Origin of the sequence: Parvibaculum sp., assembly GCF_039680535.1 — a bacterium.
In the GTDB taxonomy this organism is placed as follows: domain Bacteria; phylum Pseudomonadota; class Alphaproteobacteria; order Parvibaculales; family Parvibaculaceae; genus Parvibaculum.
This window is the reverse complement of record NZ_JBDKSS010000009.1, coordinates 1-17,138: the sequence shown is the minus strand read 5'-3', so window position 1 is coordinate 17,138 and position 17,138 is coordinate 1. Positions and strand designations below refer to the sequence as shown.

General features: G+C 62.8%; 14 protein-coding genes and 1 tRNA gene. 7 read left to right on the top strand and 8 right to left on the bottom strand.

The window, feature by feature from the left end; genetic code table 11:
• Positions 1-75 precede the first annotated feature (75 nt).
• Complete coding sequence (locus tag ABFC66_RS05355) at positions 76-1,818, top strand: amidohydrolase family protein (RefSeq protein ID WP_346739941.1); 1,743 nt, start codon at positions 76-78, stop codon at positions 1,816-1,818.
• Between the two features lie 286 nt (positions 1,819-2,104).
• On the top strand, positions 2,105-4,804 hold the full coding sequence (locus ABFC66_RS05350) for a glycosyltransferase (RefSeq protein ID WP_346739940.1): 2,700 nt from the start codon (positions 2,105-2,107) through the stop codon (positions 4,802-4,804).
• Positions 4,805-4,873: 69 nt separating this feature from the next.
• Here the strand turns inward: ABFC66_RS05350 and ABFC66_RS05345 are convergent, their stop codons facing one another.
• The 5 genes from ABFC66_RS05345 to ABFC66_RS05325 all read right to left on the bottom strand — a co-directional run bounded on the left by ABFC66_RS05345 (position 4,874) and on the right by ABFC66_RS05325 (position 9,044).
• Complete coding sequence (locus ABFC66_RS05345; RefSeq protein WP_346739939.1) at positions 4,874-5,644, bottom strand: SDR family oxidoreductase; 771 nt, start codon at positions 5,642-5,644, stop codon at positions 4,874-4,876.
• Between the two features lie 68 nt (positions 5,645-5,712).
• The gene (locus tag ABFC66_RS05340) at positions 5,713-7,458 is read right to left on the bottom strand and encodes a class I adenylate-forming enzyme family protein (protein ID WP_346739938.1); all 1,746 of its coding nucleotides are present in this window, start codon (positions 7,456-7,458) and stop codon (positions 5,713-5,715) included.
• Between the two features lie 135 nt (positions 7,459-7,593).
• Entirely contained in the window at positions 7,594-8,259 is a 666-nt protein-coding gene (locus ABFC66_RS05335) for a glutathione S-transferase family protein (protein WP_346739937.1), read from the bottom strand.
• 122 nt (positions 8,260-8,381) lie between these two features.
• A tRNA-His gene (locus tag ABFC66_RS05330) sits at positions 8,382-8,458 on the bottom strand.
• Between the two features lie 121 nt (positions 8,459-8,579).
• Positions 8,580-9,044 (bottom strand): MarR family winged helix-turn-helix transcriptional regulator, encoded by a 465-nt coding sequence (locus ABFC66_RS05325; protein ID WP_346739936.1) that lies wholly within the window; start codon positions 9,042-9,044, stop codon positions 8,580-8,582.
• 155 nt (positions 9,045-9,199) lie between these two features.
• Here ABFC66_RS05325 and ABFC66_RS05320 point away from each other — a divergent pair, with 155 nt between their 5' ends.
• The 3 genes from ABFC66_RS05320 (at position 9,200) to ABFC66_RS05310 (ending at position 13,043) form a co-directional block, all read left to right on the top strand.
• Entirely contained in the window at positions 9,200-9,625 is a 426-nt protein-coding gene (locus tag ABFC66_RS05320; RefSeq protein WP_346739935.1) for a hypothetical protein, read from the top strand.
• 77 nt (positions 9,626-9,702) lie between these two features.
• Positions 9,703-10,647, top strand: coding sequence for an alpha/beta fold hydrolase (locus ABFC66_RS05315; RefSeq protein ID WP_346739934.1), 945 nt, complete (start codon positions 9,703-9,705; stop codon positions 10,645-10,647).
• Positions 10,648-10,946: 299 nt separating this feature from the next.
• Complete coding sequence (locus tag ABFC66_RS05310; protein WP_346739933.1) at positions 10,947-13,043, top strand: AsmA family protein; 2,097 nt, start codon at positions 10,947-10,949, stop codon at positions 13,041-13,043.
• Here ABFC66_RS05310 and ABFC66_RS05305 read toward each other — a convergent pair.
• Positions 13,040-13,546: a cupin domain-containing protein gene (locus ABFC66_RS05305; protein WP_346739932.1), complete on the bottom strand. Its 507-nt coding sequence runs from the start codon at positions 13,544-13,546 to the stop codon at positions 13,040-13,042. The two genes, ABFC66_RS05310 and ABFC66_RS05305, sit on opposite strands and share 4 nt — an antisense overlap.
• A gap of 82 nt (positions 13,547-13,628) precedes the next feature.
• Between ABFC66_RS05305 and ABFC66_RS05300 the strand changes: the two genes are divergently transcribed.
• Both ABFC66_RS05300 and ABFC66_RS05295 read left to right on the top strand, forming a co-directional pair.
• Positions 13,629-13,880, top strand: a complete 252-nt coding sequence (locus ABFC66_RS05300) for a DUF6460 domain-containing protein (RefSeq protein ID WP_346739931.1) — start codon at positions 13,629-13,631, stop codon at positions 13,878-13,880.
• Between the two features lie 102 nt (positions 13,881-13,982).
• Entirely contained in the window at positions 13,983-14,348 is a 366-nt protein-coding gene (locus ABFC66_RS05295) for a hypothetical protein (RefSeq protein ID WP_346739930.1), read from the top strand.
• 7 nt (positions 14,349-14,355) lie between these two features.
• On the opposite strand, the gene purU is transcribed toward ABFC66_RS05295, so the two are convergent.
• Positions 14,356-15,225, bottom strand: a complete 870-nt coding sequence (purU, locus tag ABFC66_RS05290; protein WP_346739929.1) for a formyltetrahydrofolate deformylase — start codon at positions 15,223-15,225, stop codon at positions 14,356-14,358.
• Between the two features lie 194 nt (positions 15,226-15,419).
• Complete coding sequence (locus ABFC66_RS05285) at positions 15,420-16,931, bottom strand: NAD(P)/FAD-dependent oxidoreductase (RefSeq protein WP_346739928.1); 1,512 nt, start codon at positions 16,929-16,931, stop codon at positions 15,420-15,422.
• Positions 16,932-17,138 lie beyond the last annotated feature (207 nt).

Sequence of the window (17,138 nt, the reverse complement as noted above, 5' to 3'; positions counted from 1 at the left end):
GGGATGTCTCCCCGGCCCCGCGAAATCCGCTAAGCTCCCTTCCAAAGCCTATTAAAGAGCATTTGGGAGGAAGCCATGCATGATCTCGTGATCCGGGGAGGCACCGTTTTCGACGGCACCGGAGGAAAGCCCTTCGAAGCCGATATCGCCATCGACGGCCAGACCATCGTCGCGGTCGGCAAGGTCGAAGGACAGGGCCGCGAAGAGATCGACGCGCGCGGCCAGATCGTCACCCCCGGTTTCATCGACGTGCATACGCATTACGATGGGCAGGTCACCTGGGACCCCTATCTCCAGCCCTCCACCTTTCACGGCGTCACCACCGCCGTTCTCGGCAATTGCGGCGTAGGCTTTGCGCCCTGCAAGCCTGAACAGCGCGAATGGCTCCTCGGCCTCATGGAAGGCGTCGAGGACATTCCCGGCACCGCCCTTGCCGAAGGCATCAAGTGGAACTGGGAGAGCTTCCCCGAATACATGAATGCGGTGGAGGCTTCGCCTCTCGCGCTCGATGTGGGGCTTCAGGTGCCCCATGCAGCGGTGCGCGCCTATGTCATGGGCGACCGTGCCCCGGCGCTGGAGCCGGCAACGGCGGAAGAGACGGAAGAGATGGCGCGGCTCGTCGTGGAAGCGCTCGACGCGGGCGCGCTCGGCTTCTCGACGTCGCGCACGCTGAAGCATCGCGACAAGCACGGCGCCTCGACGCCGACGCTGAAGGCCGAAGCCGAAGAACTGCACGGCATCGCGCGGGCCATGGGCAAGGCGGGCAAAGGCGTCCTCCAGCTCATCGCCGACTTCAAGGACACGGACGCCGAATTCGCCATGCTGCGTGGCATGGTCGAGATTTCCGGCCGCCCCATGTCGATCACCATCGAACAGGACGACCGCTGGCCAACCGTCTGGAAGCGCGTGCTGGACAATATCGCCGCCGCCAATGAGGCGGGCCTTACGATCAGGGGTCAGGTGCCGCCGCGCGCCACGGGCCTCCTGCTCGGCCTCACCGCCTCGCTCAATCCCTTTGTGATGCACCAGACCTTCCGCCAGATCTGGGGCGCGCCACTCGAAACGCAGGTGAAGGCGCTCAACGATCCCGAGTTCCGCGCGAAACTGCTGGCCGAGGAGCCGGAATATCCGGCGGGCGAGATCATCGAGATGATCTGCACCGCCTATCACAAGATGTTCGCGCTGGGCGAAGTGCCGAACTACGAACCGGCGCCTGAGGAAAGCGTGAAGGCGCGCGCCGAACGCTCGGGCAAGAACCCGCGCGAGATCGTCCTCGACCTCATGCTGGAACAGGGCGGCAAGGCGCTCATCTATTTCCCGCTGATGAACTATTACAGCGGCAGCCTCTCGGACGTCGAAACCATGCTCACCCACCCGAACACGGCTTTCGGCCTGTCGGATGGCGGCGCGCATTGCGGCATCATCTGCGACGCGAGCTTCCCGTCGACGCTGCTGACCCATTGGGGCCGCGACCGCTCGCGGGGCCGCAAGCTTCCGCTCGAATGGATCGTCCATGGCCTCACGGGCCGCAATGCCGAGCTTGTGGGCCTGAAGGACCGCGGCATTCTGGCGCCGGGCATGAAGGCCGACGTGAATGTGATCGATTTCGACAGGCTCAAGCTCTATTCGCCCCATATCGTCAACGACCTGCCGGCGGGCGGAAAGCGGCTGATCCAGCATGCGGACGGCTATACGGCCAGCATCGTCTCGGGCACGGTCGCCTTCCGGAACGGCCAGCCGACAGGCGCTCTGAAGGGGCGCCTGGTGCGCGGCGCGCAGGCGCGTCCGGCGGCAGCGCGGGTTCCCGCCGCCGAGTGACCCCCGGCAAGCCGGGCGGCCTGGCCTGAAGGGGTCGGAGCATGGGCGAAATGGCGAAACACGCCGAAGCGGTGAGAACGCGGGATCGGGAGCATCTCCCTTCCGTCCTGCGTTCATCGCCAGTTCATCGCGCCATCGTTAATTCTACTCTCGGCAAAACCCTGAAATGCGGTATGCGTATTCGCGCTGCAGGCAATACCCCGGACGAGGCTGACGGAGCTGGGCCGTCGGCGCGCCGGACAATTTAGCGATCATCCCCCAGACGGCTCTTTTTACGGGACCTTAAATGGACAACCCCGCCCCCCGTCCCTCGAGCAGGAATTCGCTCGCTCGCGTCGCGGCCTTCTTCGTCTTCGTTCTTCCCGTGGTCATCGCCGCCAACCTCGCGATATGGGCGGCCTTCAACCAGCCGCACGAGGCCGAGGCCTGGACCGGCGAAATCGTCGGCTTCTCCTACAGCCCCTATCAGCTGGGCCAGGACCCGACCAAGAACATCCACCCCACCCAGGAACAGATCGACAGCGACCTGACGCTCCTCTCAGGCACTGTGCAGGCGATCCGTACCTACAGCGTCATCCGCGGGCAGGAGAACATTCCCGACCTCGCCGCCAAGCACGGGCTCTCCGTGGCGGTCGGCGCATGGATCGGAACCGACCCGAAGCGCAATGACGAGGAAGTCGCGAACCTCATCGCCGTCGCGCCGAAGCGCAACGTCGTGCGCGTACTGGTCGGCAACGAAGCGCTGCTGCGCAACGATCTCCCCGTCAGCGAGCTCATCGACAAGATCCGCTATGTGAAGACGAAAGTCTGGAAGCCGATCTCGACCGCCGAGCCGACGCATATCTGGATCAAATATCCCGAACTGGTGAAAGCGGTCGATTATATCGGCGTGCAGATCCTCCCCTACTGGGAAGGCATTCCCGTCGATCAGGCCGTCGATGCTGTGTTCGACCGTCTCGACGAGTTGCACAAGGCCTATCCCGACAAGCCCATCGTCATCACGGAAGTCGGCTGGCCGAGCCGCGGCAAGATCATTCCGCGCAAGGCCTATCCCGGCATTTCGGAAGCCGAGCTTTCGAGCGAGGCCGTGCCGTCTCTCGTCAATCAGGCGACCTTCATGCGCGAGTTCCTGAACCGCGCCAGGGAAGCCGACCTCACATATTATGTGATGGAAGCCTTCGACCAGCCATGGAAAGCGGCCGAAGAAGGCGCGGCGGGCAGCTATTGGGGCATCTACAATGCCGAACGCCAGCCGAAATTCCCCATGGCCGGCGGCATCATCGAAGCGCCGCAATGGCGGCTCTGGGCCTCGCTCGCGGCGGGCCTGGCCTTCGTGATGGCGGTCATGTTCATGCTGCGCCGGAGGAACGTGCAGACGGCGGGCATCATCATCTTCACGATCATGACGCAGGTGGCGGCCTCGGCTCTCGCCTGGGCGGGCCTGTCCGTGACGGGTCTCTATCTCACCTCGGTCGACACGATCATCTGGGGCTTCCTCTTCCTCGCCCAGGGATTGCTGCTCATCGTTCTCCTCGCGGAAGCGATCGAGTTCGTCGAGGTGATCTGGACGCGGCATGGCGAACGCCATTTCGCCCCCTTCGATCACACCCACGCCTATCCGACGAACAAGGTGTCGATCCATGTGCCTATCCACAATGAACCGCCGGAGATGGTGCGCGACACGCTAACGGCGCTTTCGAAGCTCGACTATCCGAACTTCGAAGTGCTGATCCTCGACAACAACACCGTCGATCCCGAAGTGTGGCAGCCGGTGCGCGACTACTGCGCACAACTCGGGCCGCGCTTCCGCTTCTTCCATCTGGAAAACTGGCCGGGCTTCAAGGCGGGCGCGCTGAATTTCGGCCTCAAGATGACGGCGGAAGACGCCGACATCGTCGCCGTGATCGACAGCGACTATCAGGTCTCGCCCGACTGGCTCCGCACCATGGTCCCCTATTTCGAGAAGCAGGATGTGGGCTTCGTGCAGTCGCCGCAGGATTATCGCGACGGCCATGAGAGCGTGTTCAAGAACATGTGCAACTGGGAATATGCCGGCTTCTTCCATATCGGCATGGTCCAGCGCAATTACTTCAACGCCGTCATCCAGCACGGCACCATGACGCTCGTGCGCAAATCCGCGCTCCAGAAGGTCGGCGCCTGGGCCGAGTGGTGCATCTGCGAGGATGCAGAACTCGGCATGAAGCTCTACCGGGCGGGCTATGACAGCGTCTATATCAACCACTCCTTCGGCAAGGGTCTGACGCCGGACACGCTTGCCGGCTATATCGGCCAGCGGTTCCGCTGGGCCTATGGCGCAGTGCAGATCGTGAAGCACCACTGGGACGCGCTCGCGCCCTGGTCGCGCAAGGGGGGCCTCACGCCCGCCCAGCGCTATTACTTCCTCGCAGGCTGGCTCCCCTGGTTCGCGGATGGGCTCGCGCTGCTCTTCACCATGACCAGCATCGGCCTCTCGCTCTTCGCGCTCTACGCCCCGAAGATGGTGCAGCTTCCCGTGGCGGCATTCCTCATCCCGACCATTGGCAGCTTCATCTTCAAATTCGTGCGCTCGCTCTGGCTCTATGCCGTGCGCGTGAAGGATTGCACCTTCATCGAAAGCCTCGGCGCGGGCGTCGCGGCTCTCGGCCTGACGCATACGGTGGCGAAGGCCATGCTCAATGGCATGGTGACTTCAGGCAAGCCCTTCTTCCGTACGCCGAAATGCGAGGACAAGCCGCCGCTCGCGGCAGCCATCATTCAGGTCCGCGAAGAAGCCGTGATGCTGACACTCCTCTGGGGCCTCACCATCGCCTTCTTCTTCAATCAGGACTTCTCAGACAGCCTGTCGCGCCTGTGGATCTGCGTGCTGCTTGTGCAGTCGGTCCCCTATGCGGCGGCGGTGCTGCTCTCGTTCATCAACGTCCTGCCCGCGATCTTCAAGCGCTCGAAGAACGAACCCACCGGCGCGGCCCTGTCGCCCGCCGAATAAGCGGCACGGAAACAAAGAAAAAGGCCGGCAGAAATGCCGGCCTTTTTTATTTGGCATTCCTGCCGGGCGTCAGTTCCCACCGCCGTCGATGTTGAGCTTCTGTCCGTTGGCGTAAGGGTTGGCGTCCGACACGAAATAGACGACCGCCGCCGCGACTTCCTCCGGCGAGCAGACATGCCCGAAGGGCATGGTCGCGTCGAGTTCGTGAATATCCATGCCCTTCTTGCCGGCGCGGGCAGCGGCGAGGCGGCTGCCCATGTCGGTGTCGGTCAGGCCCGGCGCGACGATGTTGGTGCGGATGCCGTATTTGCGTTCTTCTTTCGCCAGCGTCAGCGCCAGCGCTTCTCCCGCCGCCTTGCCCATGTTGTAGGGCCCGCCATTCGCTGCGTGATGCAGCGTCGCCACCGACGAGATGATGATGATGTCGCCGCGCTTCTCCTTGCGCATATGCGGGATGACGAGCTTCGACATGAAATGCGGCGCCATGGCGTGGACGCGCAACACGCGCTCCAGTTCCAGCGGATCGGTATCGACGACCGCCTGACCACGCGAGGCGATGCCCGCATTGTTGACGAGGATGCCGATGGAACCGAAATCCTTCAGAACATCGGCGACCATCTTCTGGTCTTCCTCGAAATTCTCGACCGAGGCGGAATAGGCTTTCGCCTTGCAGCCAAGTTTCTGAATTGCGGCAACCGTTTCAGCGGCCGCTTCTTCGTCGCGGCGATAGTTGAGCGCAATGTCGGCGCCCGCTTCCGCGAGTGCGAGTGCGATGGCGCGGCCAATGCCGCGCGAACCGCCAGTGACGAGGGCGACGCGGCCCTTCAGCGAGATTTCCATTTATTCCTCCCTGTTTTTATTTTCGAAAACCCGCGCGCCTTCCCCGAAAGGCGCGCGGGCCCTGATCGTCAGGCCGCGCCCTGGCCGATATACTTCTTCATGTCCTCGCGCAGTTCCGTCTTGAGGATCTTGCCGTTGGCGTTGCGCGGCAGCGGCTCATGACGGATCTCGATGCGGATCGGCACCTTGAACGCGGCGAGCAACTTGCCGACATGGGCCTTGAGCTCTTCCTCGGTGACGCTCTTGCCGGGCGCAACCTGCACGATGGCGCCAACTTCCTCGCCCAGCACCTTGTGCGGAATGCCGACCACGGCGGCATCCATCACGGCGGGATGGGCGTAGAGAGCGCCCTCCACCTCGACGCAATAGATGTTTTCGCCGCCGCGAATGAGCATGTCCTTGGCGCGGTCGAGAATGAAGACGAAGCCTTCCTCATCGATGCGAACGAGATCGCCCGAATGGAGCCAGCCATCGGTGAAGGAATCCGCCGTCGCTTCGGGCTTGTTCCAGTAACCCTTCACGACGTTCGGCCCCTTGATCCAGAGCTCGCCGATCATGCCGGCAGGCACCTCCTTGCCGTTCTCGTCGACGACCTTGAGATCGACGACAGGAACCGCAGGGCCGGCGCTTTCAGGCCGGTTCACATAGTCCTCGGCGGTGTTCTGGGTCGTGACCGAAGAGGTTTCGGTGAGGCCGTAGCCATTGCCTGGCTGGACCTTCGGAAACTGCTTGCGAATGCGCTCGACGAGATCGGGAGCGGAGGGCGCCCCGCCATAGCCGATCGATTCGACGCTCGACGTGTCGTACTTGTAGAAGTCCGGGCTTTCGAGCACCTGCCACACCATCGCGGGCACGCCGCCGAAGGATTGGAGCTTTTCCTGCTCGATGAGTTCCAGCGCCCGTTCCGGCTGCCACTTGTGCATGATGACGAGCTTGCCGCCGCCTGCATACATGGGCACCAGGATCGAGTGGCAGCCCGTGGCGTGGAAGAGCGGCACGGACAGCAGCATGGAACGCTGCGGTCCGTTCGGATCCGGCGGCTGCGGAATCTCGCCGCGGCGCAGACAGGCGCGCGCGGGCGCATAGGCCATGCTGACGAGGTTCGTCATGATGTTGCGCTGGGTGCCGAGCGCGCCCTTGGGCTTACCCGTCGTGCCGGACGTATAGAAGATCGTCGCATCATCTTCAGGCACAATGCCGGGATCGGGCAGCGGATCGGCCGAAAGGTTCGCATAGTCTGACGGCTTGCCAACGAGATCCTCGAACGCCTCGGCAATGCCGAGTTCGTCCTTCGGCGTGCGCACGGCGACGACGCCATCAAGCGCGAGATTCCTGAAATGCGGGCGCAGGCGGTCGACGCGCTCATGATCGAGAACGACGACCTTCGAGCCGGAATCGGCGATGCAATATTCAAGCTCGGGGCCCGTGCCCCAGGCATTGACCGGAACGACGATGGCGCCCAGCGCCGCGATGGCCCAGAAGGAGATCGACCATTCGGGGAAGTTGCGCATCGCGATGGTCACGCGGTCGCCCTTCTTCACGCCATATTTGTTCGCGAGCACGCGGGCGAAGGCGGTGGCCGCACGATAATGGTTCTCGAAGGAGAGGCGCTCACCCTCATAGACGATGAAGTCGCGAGCGCCATAGGCTCGGCCAGCCTCGAAAATGAAACGGAGATGCGGCGGCGTGTTCTTGTAGACCCGTGTCGGAATCCCGCGAATCGTCACGGTTTCCATCTCGAAGGGCGTGCCCGGAGCGGTGAGCAGACGATTCGCGTCCGCAATGCTCATGGCGGGCCAAGGCTTGTCGGCCATCGTAAACCTCCCAATGCGCTTGTGATTTTGGTGTGTCGCTTGGGTATTCCAATAGCCGGTTTGAAACGGATTTTGAAGGAAAGAGATAGCGGGGCGCGGCGGAAGCTGGTCCCACCGCGTCCCGGTCGAATTGCCTCAAAGTCCGAGCTTTGCGACAAAGGCGCTTTCTTCGGCGATGCAGGCCGCGAAGCTCGGCCGCGCGTGAATCGCCTTCAGGAAACGCGCGAGATTGGGCCACCTTTTCTCATCCGGCGTGTAGCCGGCATGGGCGAAGTTGACGAAATGCGTCGCCACCGAAATATCGGCAATCGAGAATGCGCCGCCGACCAGAAACTCCTTCGCGCCGATCTCCTTGTCGAGATAGCTGAAATATTTGGGTAGTTTGTCGGCAATGGTCTTTTCGGCGGCCGCGCGATCGGAAGGCTGGCCCATCAACTTCGCCAGTACGACGGGACGGAAGACACCCATACCGATATTCGCGGCGAGTTCGGAATCCGCATATTCCTCGAACCAGAGCGCGCGCCCGTAAGCGTAGTTGTCCTTCGGAAAGAGAGCCGGCTCGGGCTTCTTGCGCTCAAGATAGGCGCAGATGACCGAACTGTCAGGCAGCGTTGCGTCAGGGCCTACATCCTCATCGCGGAGCACCGGAATGCGGCCGAGCGGCGAAATCTCGACGAACCAGTCCGGCGCGGGAAAAGGCGTCACCGGATCGAGCTTGTAGTCGAGCCCCTTTTCAGAGAGCACAACCCGCACCTTGCGCACGAAAGGCGACAGCGGCGCGCCATAAACGATCAACCCCATTTTTTCCTCCTTACGGTTTCTTGTCGCGCGATCCTGATGTGCGCGGCTTGCCGGCGCAAGCCGCAATGAGCCCGGCAAGCCATGGCTGCGCCGAACGGGACCGAAGACGATGTGAGGGGAAATGGTACAGGCGCCCCGGATCGAACGGGGGACCTCTAGATCCACAATCTAGCGCTCTAACCAGCTGAGCTACGCCTGCACCGGCGGCGGGAGCATGGGGCCGCCTCGACGACCCCTCCCGCAGTGGCCGGGAACTTAATTCGGCAGGATTGCGAAGGCAAGCCTTGGGTTTGAAGTTCCTGGTGGCGCTCGACCTCAGATCACTCGCCCGGCGTCCAGCCTGGCAACGCCTCGACGACGCGGGTGAGCAAGTGGCGCAATTCGGCCATTTCATCTTCCCCGATGCGCTCCGCGAGCAGGCCTTCATATTCCGCGCCCAAGGTTCCGGCGGTCGCCATCAATTTGCGCCCCCGCCGGGTGAGCCGCGCGAGCTTGGCCCGCTTGTCCTCGGGATCGGACACGATTTCGAGATAGTCCAGTTCGACGAGGGAATCGACCAGATAGGCCATGCTCTGCTTCGTCATGCCGGCCCGCTCCGCCAGCGTGGTGACGCGCGAGCCCCGCTCCGCGTCGATCGTGCGCACAACGGCGCTATGTGCAACGCGGATGTCGGGAAAGCCGCGCTCCTGGAGCCTCGCATAGAGCCAGCCGAGATAATGGGAGTATGGCTCCCGAAAGAGGGTGCCGAAGGTGAGCCTGCGAACCGGCACGTCTACTTTGTTCATCACATACCCTTGACATAGACAGTTTGTCTGCCTATTTAGACAGTCATTCTGACCATACCGCCCGAAATGGCGCGGGACAAGCACGAAACGACGCGGACCCTCTGGGTCTGCGGATGACGGCTTGCGCCCCGGCCGGCCGAACAAGGAGAACGGACATGACGACTGCCACCATGGACTATTCGGAGACCTTCCTGCCCCGGACGGCCACGCGCCGCATTTCCATCGCTCGCGCCTTCGTGCGCTTTGCGGTTCTTTATGCCCTGATCGGCATGGGAATGGGCATTTATATGGGTGTGGCCGATGATTTCACGCTGAGGCCCGCCCATGCTCACATCAATCTGCTTGGCTGGGCATCCACGATGCTCTTCGCGCTGACCTATCGCGCCGTGCCCGCCATGAGCGAAAGCAGGCTGGCCATCTGGCACCTCGCCATCACGACCTTCGGCATCGTCGGCATGACCATCGCCATGCCCCTCTATTTCTACGGGCAGGAATGGGTCCACCCCATCATCGGCATCGCCATGCTCGCGCAGGTGATCGGCATGAGCCTCTTTACACTGATCGTCTATCGTCATTTCTGAGGCTGTGTTGCGATTGGTGTTTCCTCAAATCGCGTATAGTGAGCCCGGAATCAACGACGTGAATGCCGGGAGAGAACATGGCCACCTATCCGATCGAAACCGCCTTCATCGAGGCGAATGGTCTCGCCTTCGAGGTCGACACATGCGGCAACGGCCAGAAACTTGCCCTGTTCCTCCACGGCTTCCCGGAAAACAAGTTTTCCTGGCGTCACCAGCTGCCGCTTCTTGCGGAACTCGGCTACACCGCCTGGGCGCCCAATCTGCGCGGATATGGCAACACGACACGCCCCAGGGGCGTCGACGCATATCGCATGGAGCACTTGACGGCGGATGTCGCGGCGCTGATCGATGCAGCCCGCGCGCGCGGAATTACCGGCCCCACGACGCTCATAGCTCATGACTGGGGCGGTGCCATCGGCTGGGCCTTCGCCCTCTCGGGTGCGCGTCCGCTCGAACGCTTCATCGTCATGAACCTGCCCCACCCCGCCCTCTTCATGAAGGGCCTGAAGACCTGGGCGCAGATCAAACGCTCCTGGTACGTCTTTTTCTTCCAGCTGCCATGGCTGCCGGAAAAGGTCTTCACCGCAAACCGCGCCGAGGCTGTGGCGCAGGCGTTTCGCGGCATGGCTGTGGACAAGAGCCGCTTCCCCGACAGCGTTCTCGAGCAGTATCGCAAGACGGCGCTCATCCCCGGCGCGATGACGGCGATGATCAATTACTATCGCGCCGCCTTCCGCAACCGGAGCGGCACGGACGCGCTCACCAACCCGCCGCAGCTCGAAACGCCGACCCTGATGATCTGGGGCGAGGAAGATGCCGCCTTGGGCAGGGAGCTGACCTATGGCACGGAAAAGCTCGTGAAGGATTTCACGATCCGCTACCTGCCGCAGGTTTCACACTGGGTTCAGCAGGAAGCGCCGGAGGCCGTAAACGCGATGATCCGCGCCTGGATCGAGGGACGCCCGGTACCTCACGCCGGTCTGCGTGGGCAAACTCTTCTTGCCGAAGAGGCCGCCTCCTAGGACTGCGCCGTCAGGAGAACCGGGACGTTCGAGTTGCGTCACCGGCGCCGGCCCTTCAATGCCCGGCGCAGCCGCAAGTTCCATCTGGCGCACACCGCCGCCAAGCCGCCCGAGCCGGACGAGAGGCAGCGTCGTCGCCTCCGAAAGGCCGAATCCTTCGACAGCCGCAATCCATATGCGTGACTTATCCACCAATTTTCGCGGCTCCAGACGGCGGACCTGCCGCCTGCGGTCACATTTCTGCCCGCGGGCGGCCCCATAATCGAAAACGAATCAGAGCCAATGACGGGGAGGAAGTCATGTCGCGCCTAATCGCCATCATCGTCGGGATCGTAGTGCTGCTCGCTGCCGTCATCGTGGCGGTGCCGATGCTGGTTCCCGCCGATGTCTACAAGCAGCGCATCGTGTCGCTGGTGAAGGCACAGACCGGCCGGGATCTCTCCATCGGCGGCAATGTCGGTTTCTCCTTCTTTCCCCGTCTCGCGGTGAAGGTCGAGAATGTCAGCATCTCGAACGCGCCATGGGCCAAGGACCGCGACATGGCGTCGATGCGCGAAATGCGCGCGGCTCTCAAGGTCATTCCGCTCTTCAAGGGCGATGTGCAGATCGACAGCTTCGCGCTCGTCGATCCCGTGATCCATCTCGAGGTGAAGGCGGACGGCACACCGAACTGGCAATTCGCGAGTGCAGGCTCGACGCCCGCCCGGACCACGCCGACGACCGCCCCACAGGGCACCGGCGCGCCTGCTCTGCGCCAGCTGAGCCTCGGTGACGTCTCGATCGAGAACGGTACCGCCACCTATCGCAACCAGAAGACGGGGGCCTCGCTCGCCTTTGAAAAAGTGAATCTCGATCTCGCCCTGCCGAGCCTCGACGACCCCTTCACTGCCAATGGCTCCCTCGTCTGGAATAACGAAGCGCTCTCGCTCAAGCTCAAGGCGAACCGCCCGCGCGCATTGACCGAGGGCGGCGAAACGCCGGTGGAGCTTGCGCTCAAATCGTCGAAGATCAACTCGACCTTCAACGGCGCAATCCGTCCCTTCGAAGGGCTGAAGTTCGCGGGCAATGTGACGCTCGACGTGGCCTCCGTTCGCAACCTCGCCGCATGGCTCGGTAACGCGCTCCCCGCAGGCAACGGCTTCGGGCCGCTCTCCATCGAGGGCAAGGCTTCGGGCGGCGACGGTATCTACAACTTCAGCGATGCGAAGATCGGCTTCGACGGCATGAATGCCACCGGCTCGCTCGCGGTCAATGCAAGCGGCAAGCGGCCCTTCGTCAAGGGAAGGCTCGCCGTCGACCGGATCGACGCCAACACCTATCTCGCGTCCGACGGCGCAGCATCCGGCGGCGGCGGGAATGGCGGCGGCGATGCCGGCTGGAGCAACGATCCGATCGACCTGTCGGGTCTGCGCGCGGCGGATGCCGACTTCACCTTCAGCACGCATGAACTTCTCATCAAGCAGATCAAGATCGGCGAAAGCGCGTTGGCGCTGCGGCTCAACAATGGCGTGATGAATGTCGATCTGACCAAGCTCGCGCTCTACGAGGGCGCAGGCAGCGGCAAGCTGACGCTCGACGGTTCGCAGCGTGTGCCGCAGGCAGCCGCGTCCTTCTCGATCGCGGGCGTTTCCGCTGCGCCGCTTCTGACCGATGCGGCGGACTTCAAGCGGCTCGATGGCAAGACGGCCTTGAACTTCGCGGTCCAGACCGTCGGCCAGAGCCAGCGCCAGATGGTCGGCAATCTCGGCGGCAAGGGCGAGGTCAAGTTCACCAACGGCGCGATCAAGGGCGTGAATGTAGCCCAGCTCATCCGCAATGTCGGTCAGGGCGCCTTGACCGGCTGGAACAGCGGCGGCTCGCAGGACACTGACTTCTCCGAACTCGGCGGCACATTCACCATCGACAAGGGCATCCTGACGAATAACGACCTGAAGATGCTGAGCCCGCTCGTACGCCTCAGCGGCAACGGCACCGCCGATCTACCCAATCGCTCTCTCAGCTATCACATCAACCCGAAGCTCGCGGCGACTCTGGAGGGCCAGGGCGGCTCGGCGGATGCAAAGGGCCTCGAAATCCCCCTCATCATCGAGGGCCCCTGGTCCGCGCCGAAGTTCCGGCCTGATCTCGAAGCCATGCTCAAGAACCCCAATGCCACCATCGACCAGATAAAGAATCTCAAGGGTGGCGGCGGCAAGGAAATGCTGAAGGGCCTCCTGGGCGGCGGCGCGAAGACCGAAACGCCCAGCGGCACAGGCACGACCGGCACAACGGGCACAACGACGGGAACGGGAGCGACCGGCACGGATACTACCGGCACCGGTCCGACCGGTACTGGCAGCCCCACCCAGGAGCAGCCCAAACCTGCCGACCAGCTGAAGAAGCTCTTCGGCGGCTAGACCTTCCTCAGATCGGAGAGGGAGACATATTCCTTCGCGCCGTCGATCCGATACATCCGCAGACCGGCTCGCGGATAGGTGCAGACGTCGATGGGCGGGCGCGTCCCGCCCATCAGATAGACGAGGGGCTCCTCCGCCTCAGCGGGTACATGCATGGAATGGGCGGGCGATCCCTTGGGAAAGCCGAGGAAATCGCCCGGCCCCACCGTGACGGTCGTTTCGCCGATCGTCGCCTCGCCGCGGCCCGACAAGACAAAGAGAAACTCCTCGTCCTGCCCGTGGAAGTGATGTTCGGTGGAGTCACGCCCCGGCTCCACCCGGACGAGGTGCAGCCCCATCTCGGTAAGTCCCGCAAGATCGCCCAGCGAGCGGGTGTGGCGGACGGCGTTGGCATTGAACTGATGCACATGCGGCCGCTCGGGCAATGCCGCGATGCGCTCCGCGCTCCAGAAATGCGCTTCAAGGGCGCCTTCGTCCCCCTTCTCGCCCTGGTCCTTGGCCATAAAACCCCTCCCCAGGCTTGTTCCGCGCCCGCACCGGTCTAAACTGTCCCAAATGGAGATTCGCCGATCGGGGCGACACAGCATGATCTACAACGCCTTGTCGACGCTCATAAAGTTCATCCTCGTGGCGGTTCTGATCGGAGCCGTCCTGAATGAGTTCGACATCAGCGCCAATCAGGTCCTTGCCGATGTCGGCTTCACGCCGGAGCATATCATTGCGATGCTCAGGGAAGGCTTCGACTGGGCGCTGCCGCATTTCATTCTCGGGGCGCTTGTCGTCATCCCGATCTGGATCGTGCTCTTCCTGCTGAAGCCGCCAAGCATCGGCAAATAGTTTCGGCGATTTAAGGAACGCAGGGCAACAGGCAGGCGCTGAAGGCTCGTCATGTTCCGCTGCGCGGGCTAGATTGCCGCAGCAGAATCAACGGACGCGCCGATGCCGACCACTTCCCCGACTTGCCTTGCCGCGCTCGCGGCCGCACTGCTCCTCGTGCCCACGGCGGCGCAGGCCGATGTGGGCTCAGGGCTCGTGGGCAATACGGTCGAACTCACAGGCCCCGCCGGCACCACCAGAATCTACTACCCCAACCGCAAGCACATCATCGTTCGCACGCCTGATGGCAAACAGGCCAAGGGATGGTGGCGCGTGAAGGGCAAGAGCATCTGTACCAAGATGCCGAAGGCCGCCAAGGAAAGCTGCACCGACCCGATCACAGAACCGCCCGTCGCCGGAAGTTCAGGCGAGTTCACAGGCGGCGATGGCAGCGTCAAATGGTCGGTGAACAAGGGCAAGGGCTTCTGACGCCGGATCAGTCTGCGAAGACCACCGTACGCTTGCCATTGAGGAAGACGCGCCGTCCCGCAAGCGCCGCAACCGCACGCGCCAGAACCAACGCCTCCACGTCGCGGCCCGCCGCGATCATCTGCTCGACACTTGTCGTGTGGCTCACGCGCTCGACGCGCTGCTCGATGATCGGACCTTCGTCGAGATCGCTGGTCACGAAATGCGCCGTGGCGCCGATGAGCTTCACGCCGCGCTCATGTGCCTGGTGATAGGGCTTCGCGCCCTTGAAGCTTGGCAGGAAGGAATGATGGATGTTGACGGCGCGGCCCGCGAGCGCGCGGCACGTCTCATCGGAAAGAACCTGCATGTATCGCGCGAGCACCACGAACTCGGCTTTCGTCTCTTCCACCAGTTCCAGCATGCGGCGCTCGGCATCGGGCTTGGTCGCCTTGGTCACGGGAATGTGGAAGAAGGGAATGCGATGCTGCTGCGCGAGCGGTGCCAGATCGAGATGGTTCGAGATGATCGCCGGAATGTGGATGGGCAGCGCATCCGTCCGATAGCGATAGAGAAGATCGTTGAGGCAGTGATCGGCCTTGGAGACCATCAGCAGAAACGACGGCCGCACGCCGACATGATGCAGGCGCCATTCCATGCCGAAGCGTTCCGCCACGGGACCGAACTGCTCGGCAAAACGCGCCTGCCCGAATGCACCCGTCTCGACGGGGTGAAAGGCCGTGCGCATGAAAAAGCGCTTCGTGTCCGGGTCGCCGAAGTGGGACGACTCCGTGATGAAGAGATTTTCCGCCGCGAGCAGACCCGCGACCGCCGCAACAATGCCCACCGCGTCGGGGCAGGAAATGGTCAGGATGTACTGGTTCTCGTCGCCGGGCATGTGTTCGCCTTGTATTCACTTTCGCGGGGCCCCAGGCCCCATGCGGGTGACTTCATACACCGGGCAACCCAATAGGACAAAAAAAGCGCCGCGGCTTTCACCGCGGCGCAGTCTTCAAATGACAGTCGGAACCCAAGGGAGCCCTGCGTCAAGGGGCCGGCTGAGCCGGACACCCTGACGCAAGACCACCCCTCTTATTCGTAGACGAACTCAGCGGCGTCGAGATTGATCTCCGGAAGCTCTTCCTTCTCGACCCAGTAGTCCTGCGTGTGCTGCCACTCGGGCTTGTCGCCGCGCTTGGGGAGGAGATGCATGCCGCGCATCAGATAGCCCGGATTGAAGTTCTCCGGATCGATCCAGGGCATGAGCTTCATGTCCTTGTCTTCGGGACGCAGCTTCACGGTGACGCGCTTCGCGCCCTTCTCCTTCATGTGGTTGAGAAGGCGGCAGACGAAATCGCCGAGCAGATCGACGCGCAGCGTCCAGCTCGCCCGGAAATAGCCGAAGACCCAGACCATGTTCGGAATGCCGGTGAACATCATGCCGCGATAGGTCACGGTATCGGCGAAGTTGAGCGGCTTGCCGTCCAGCTCGAACTTGATGTCGCCGAGCACGCTGAGATTGAAACCGGTGGCCGTGATGATGATGTCGGCCTCAAGCTCCTTGCCGGACTTGAGCAGAATGCCCTTTTCCGTGAAGGTCTCGATCTCATCGGTGACGACCGACGCCTGGCCGGCGGCTGCGGCCTGGAAGATGTCGCCATCGGGCACGAAGGCAATGCGCTGGCGCCAAGGGCGATATTTCGGCGTGAAATGCTCGTCCACGACTTCCTGCGGAAGGAACATCGCAACACCGGCAAGCAGTTCCTGCTTGACGACATCCGGCTCCTCGAAGGAGCGGCGCGTGAACTCGGCCTGATCGGCGAGAACCTTGCGGCGGGTAATCTCGTGAATCCACGCCTCGTCGATCTTCAGCGCGCGCAGCTGCTCGGTAAGCTCGTTTTCGTTGCGGCCGGGGATGAAGTAGGTCGGCGAACGCTGCAGCAGCGTGACATGCTTGGTTTCGCCCGCGATGGCCGGCACGAGCGTCGCTGCCGTCGCGCCGGAGCCGATGACGATGACATTCTTGCCCTTGTAGTCCAGATCCTCGGGCCAGGTCTGGGGATGGATGATCTTGCCCTTGAACTTGTCCATTCCCGGCCATTCCGGCGTATAGCCTTCGGAGTGCCGGTAGTAGCCCTGGCACATCCAGAGGAAATTCGCCGTGAAGTGGAAGACTTCGCCGGTATCGGTGCGCGTCGCCTCGATGGTCCAGAGATTGTCCTTGGAGGACCAGCGGGCCGAGGAAATCTTGTGCTTGTAGCGGATGTGGCGGGCGAGATCGTTCTCGTCGATCACCTCGCCCATATAAGTCAGGATTTCCTGCGCTGAGGCGATCGGAGCCCCCGTCCAGGGCTTGAAGCGATAGCCGAAGGTGAAGAGGTCGCTATCCGAGCGGATGCCCGGATATTTGTGCATGAGCCACGTGCCGCCGAAGCTTTCGAGCGTCTCAAGCACGACAAAGCTCGTCCCGGGGCACTGCTCCTGGAGGTGATAGGCGGCACCGACGCCGGAAATGCCTGCGCCGACGATCAAAGTATCGAAATGTTCGACCTTGCCCCCGGCGGTCTGGGGGGCGGGCTTCGTGAGAGTTTCTGTCCCTGTCATTGACTGCATTCTTTCTTTTCTGGTTCGCGGCCTGTTGCGGCCGGGGTCTTGGCCCTTCCGGCCTTATGGCTATTGAGTTTTGGGAGCCGCGGACCGAAGGTCAATCTCTATCTGAAAAGATAGCATGTCAAAATTGACGCAGGGGGGGCCGACGCCAAGGTCGCCGCGCGCCCGGGGATATGCCCGCCCGTTCACACGGTGGCGGCG

Bases quoted from the DNA above. Each gene is read 5' to 3' on its own strand.
- ABFC66_RS05315 (WP_346739934.1), top strand. From the start codon at position 9,703: ATGGCCACCTATCCGATCGAAACCGCCTTCATCGAGGCGAATGGTCTC.
- purU (WP_346739929.1), bottom strand. From the start codon at position 15,225: ATGCCCGGCGACGAGAACCAGTACATCCTGACCATTTCCTGCCCCGAC.
- ABFC66_RS05300 (WP_346739931.1), top strand. From the start codon at position 13,629: ATGATCTACAACGCCTTGTCGACGCTCATAAAGTTCATCCTCGTGGCG.
- ABFC66_RS05305 (WP_346739932.1), bottom strand. From the start codon at position 13,546: ATGGCCAAGGACCAGGGCGAGAAGGGGGACGAAGGCGCCCTTGAAGCG.
- ABFC66_RS05340 (WP_346739938.1), bottom strand. From the start codon at position 7,458: ATGGCCGACAAGCCTTGGCCCGCCATGAGCATTGCGGACGCGAATCGT.
- ABFC66_RS05320 (WP_346739935.1), top strand. From the start codon at position 9,200: ATGACGACTGCCACCATGGACTATTCGGAGACCTTCCTGCCCCGGACG.
- ABFC66_RS05295 (WP_346739930.1), top strand. From the start codon at position 13,983: ATGCCGACCACTTCCCCGACTTGCCTTGCCGCGCTCGCGGCCGCACTG.
- ABFC66_RS05310 (WP_346739933.1), top strand. From the start codon at position 10,947: ATGTCGCGCCTAATCGCCATCATCGTCGGGATCGTAGTGCTGCTCGCT.
- ABFC66_RS05335 (WP_346739937.1), bottom strand. From the start codon at position 8,259: ATGGGGTTGATCGTTTATGGCGCGCCGCTGTCGCCTTTCGTGCGCAAG.
- ABFC66_RS05325 (WP_346739936.1), bottom strand. From the start codon at position 9,044: ATGAACAAAGTAGACGTGCCGGTTCGCAGGCTCACCTTCGGCACCCTC.
- ABFC66_RS05355 (WP_346739941.1), top strand. From the start codon at position 76: ATGCATGATCTCGTGATCCGGGGAGGCACCGTTTTCGACGGCACCGGA.
- ABFC66_RS05350 (WP_346739940.1), top strand. From the start codon at position 2,105: ATGGACAACCCCGCCCCCCGTCCCTCGAGCAGGAATTCGCTCGCTCGC.
- ABFC66_RS05345 (WP_346739939.1), bottom strand. From the start codon at position 5,644: ATGGAAATCTCGCTGAAGGGCCGCGTCGCCCTCGTCACTGGCGGTTCG.
- ABFC66_RS05285 (WP_346739928.1), bottom strand. From the start codon at position 16,931: ATGACAGGGACAGAAACTCTCACGAAGCCCGCCCCCCAGACCGCCGGG.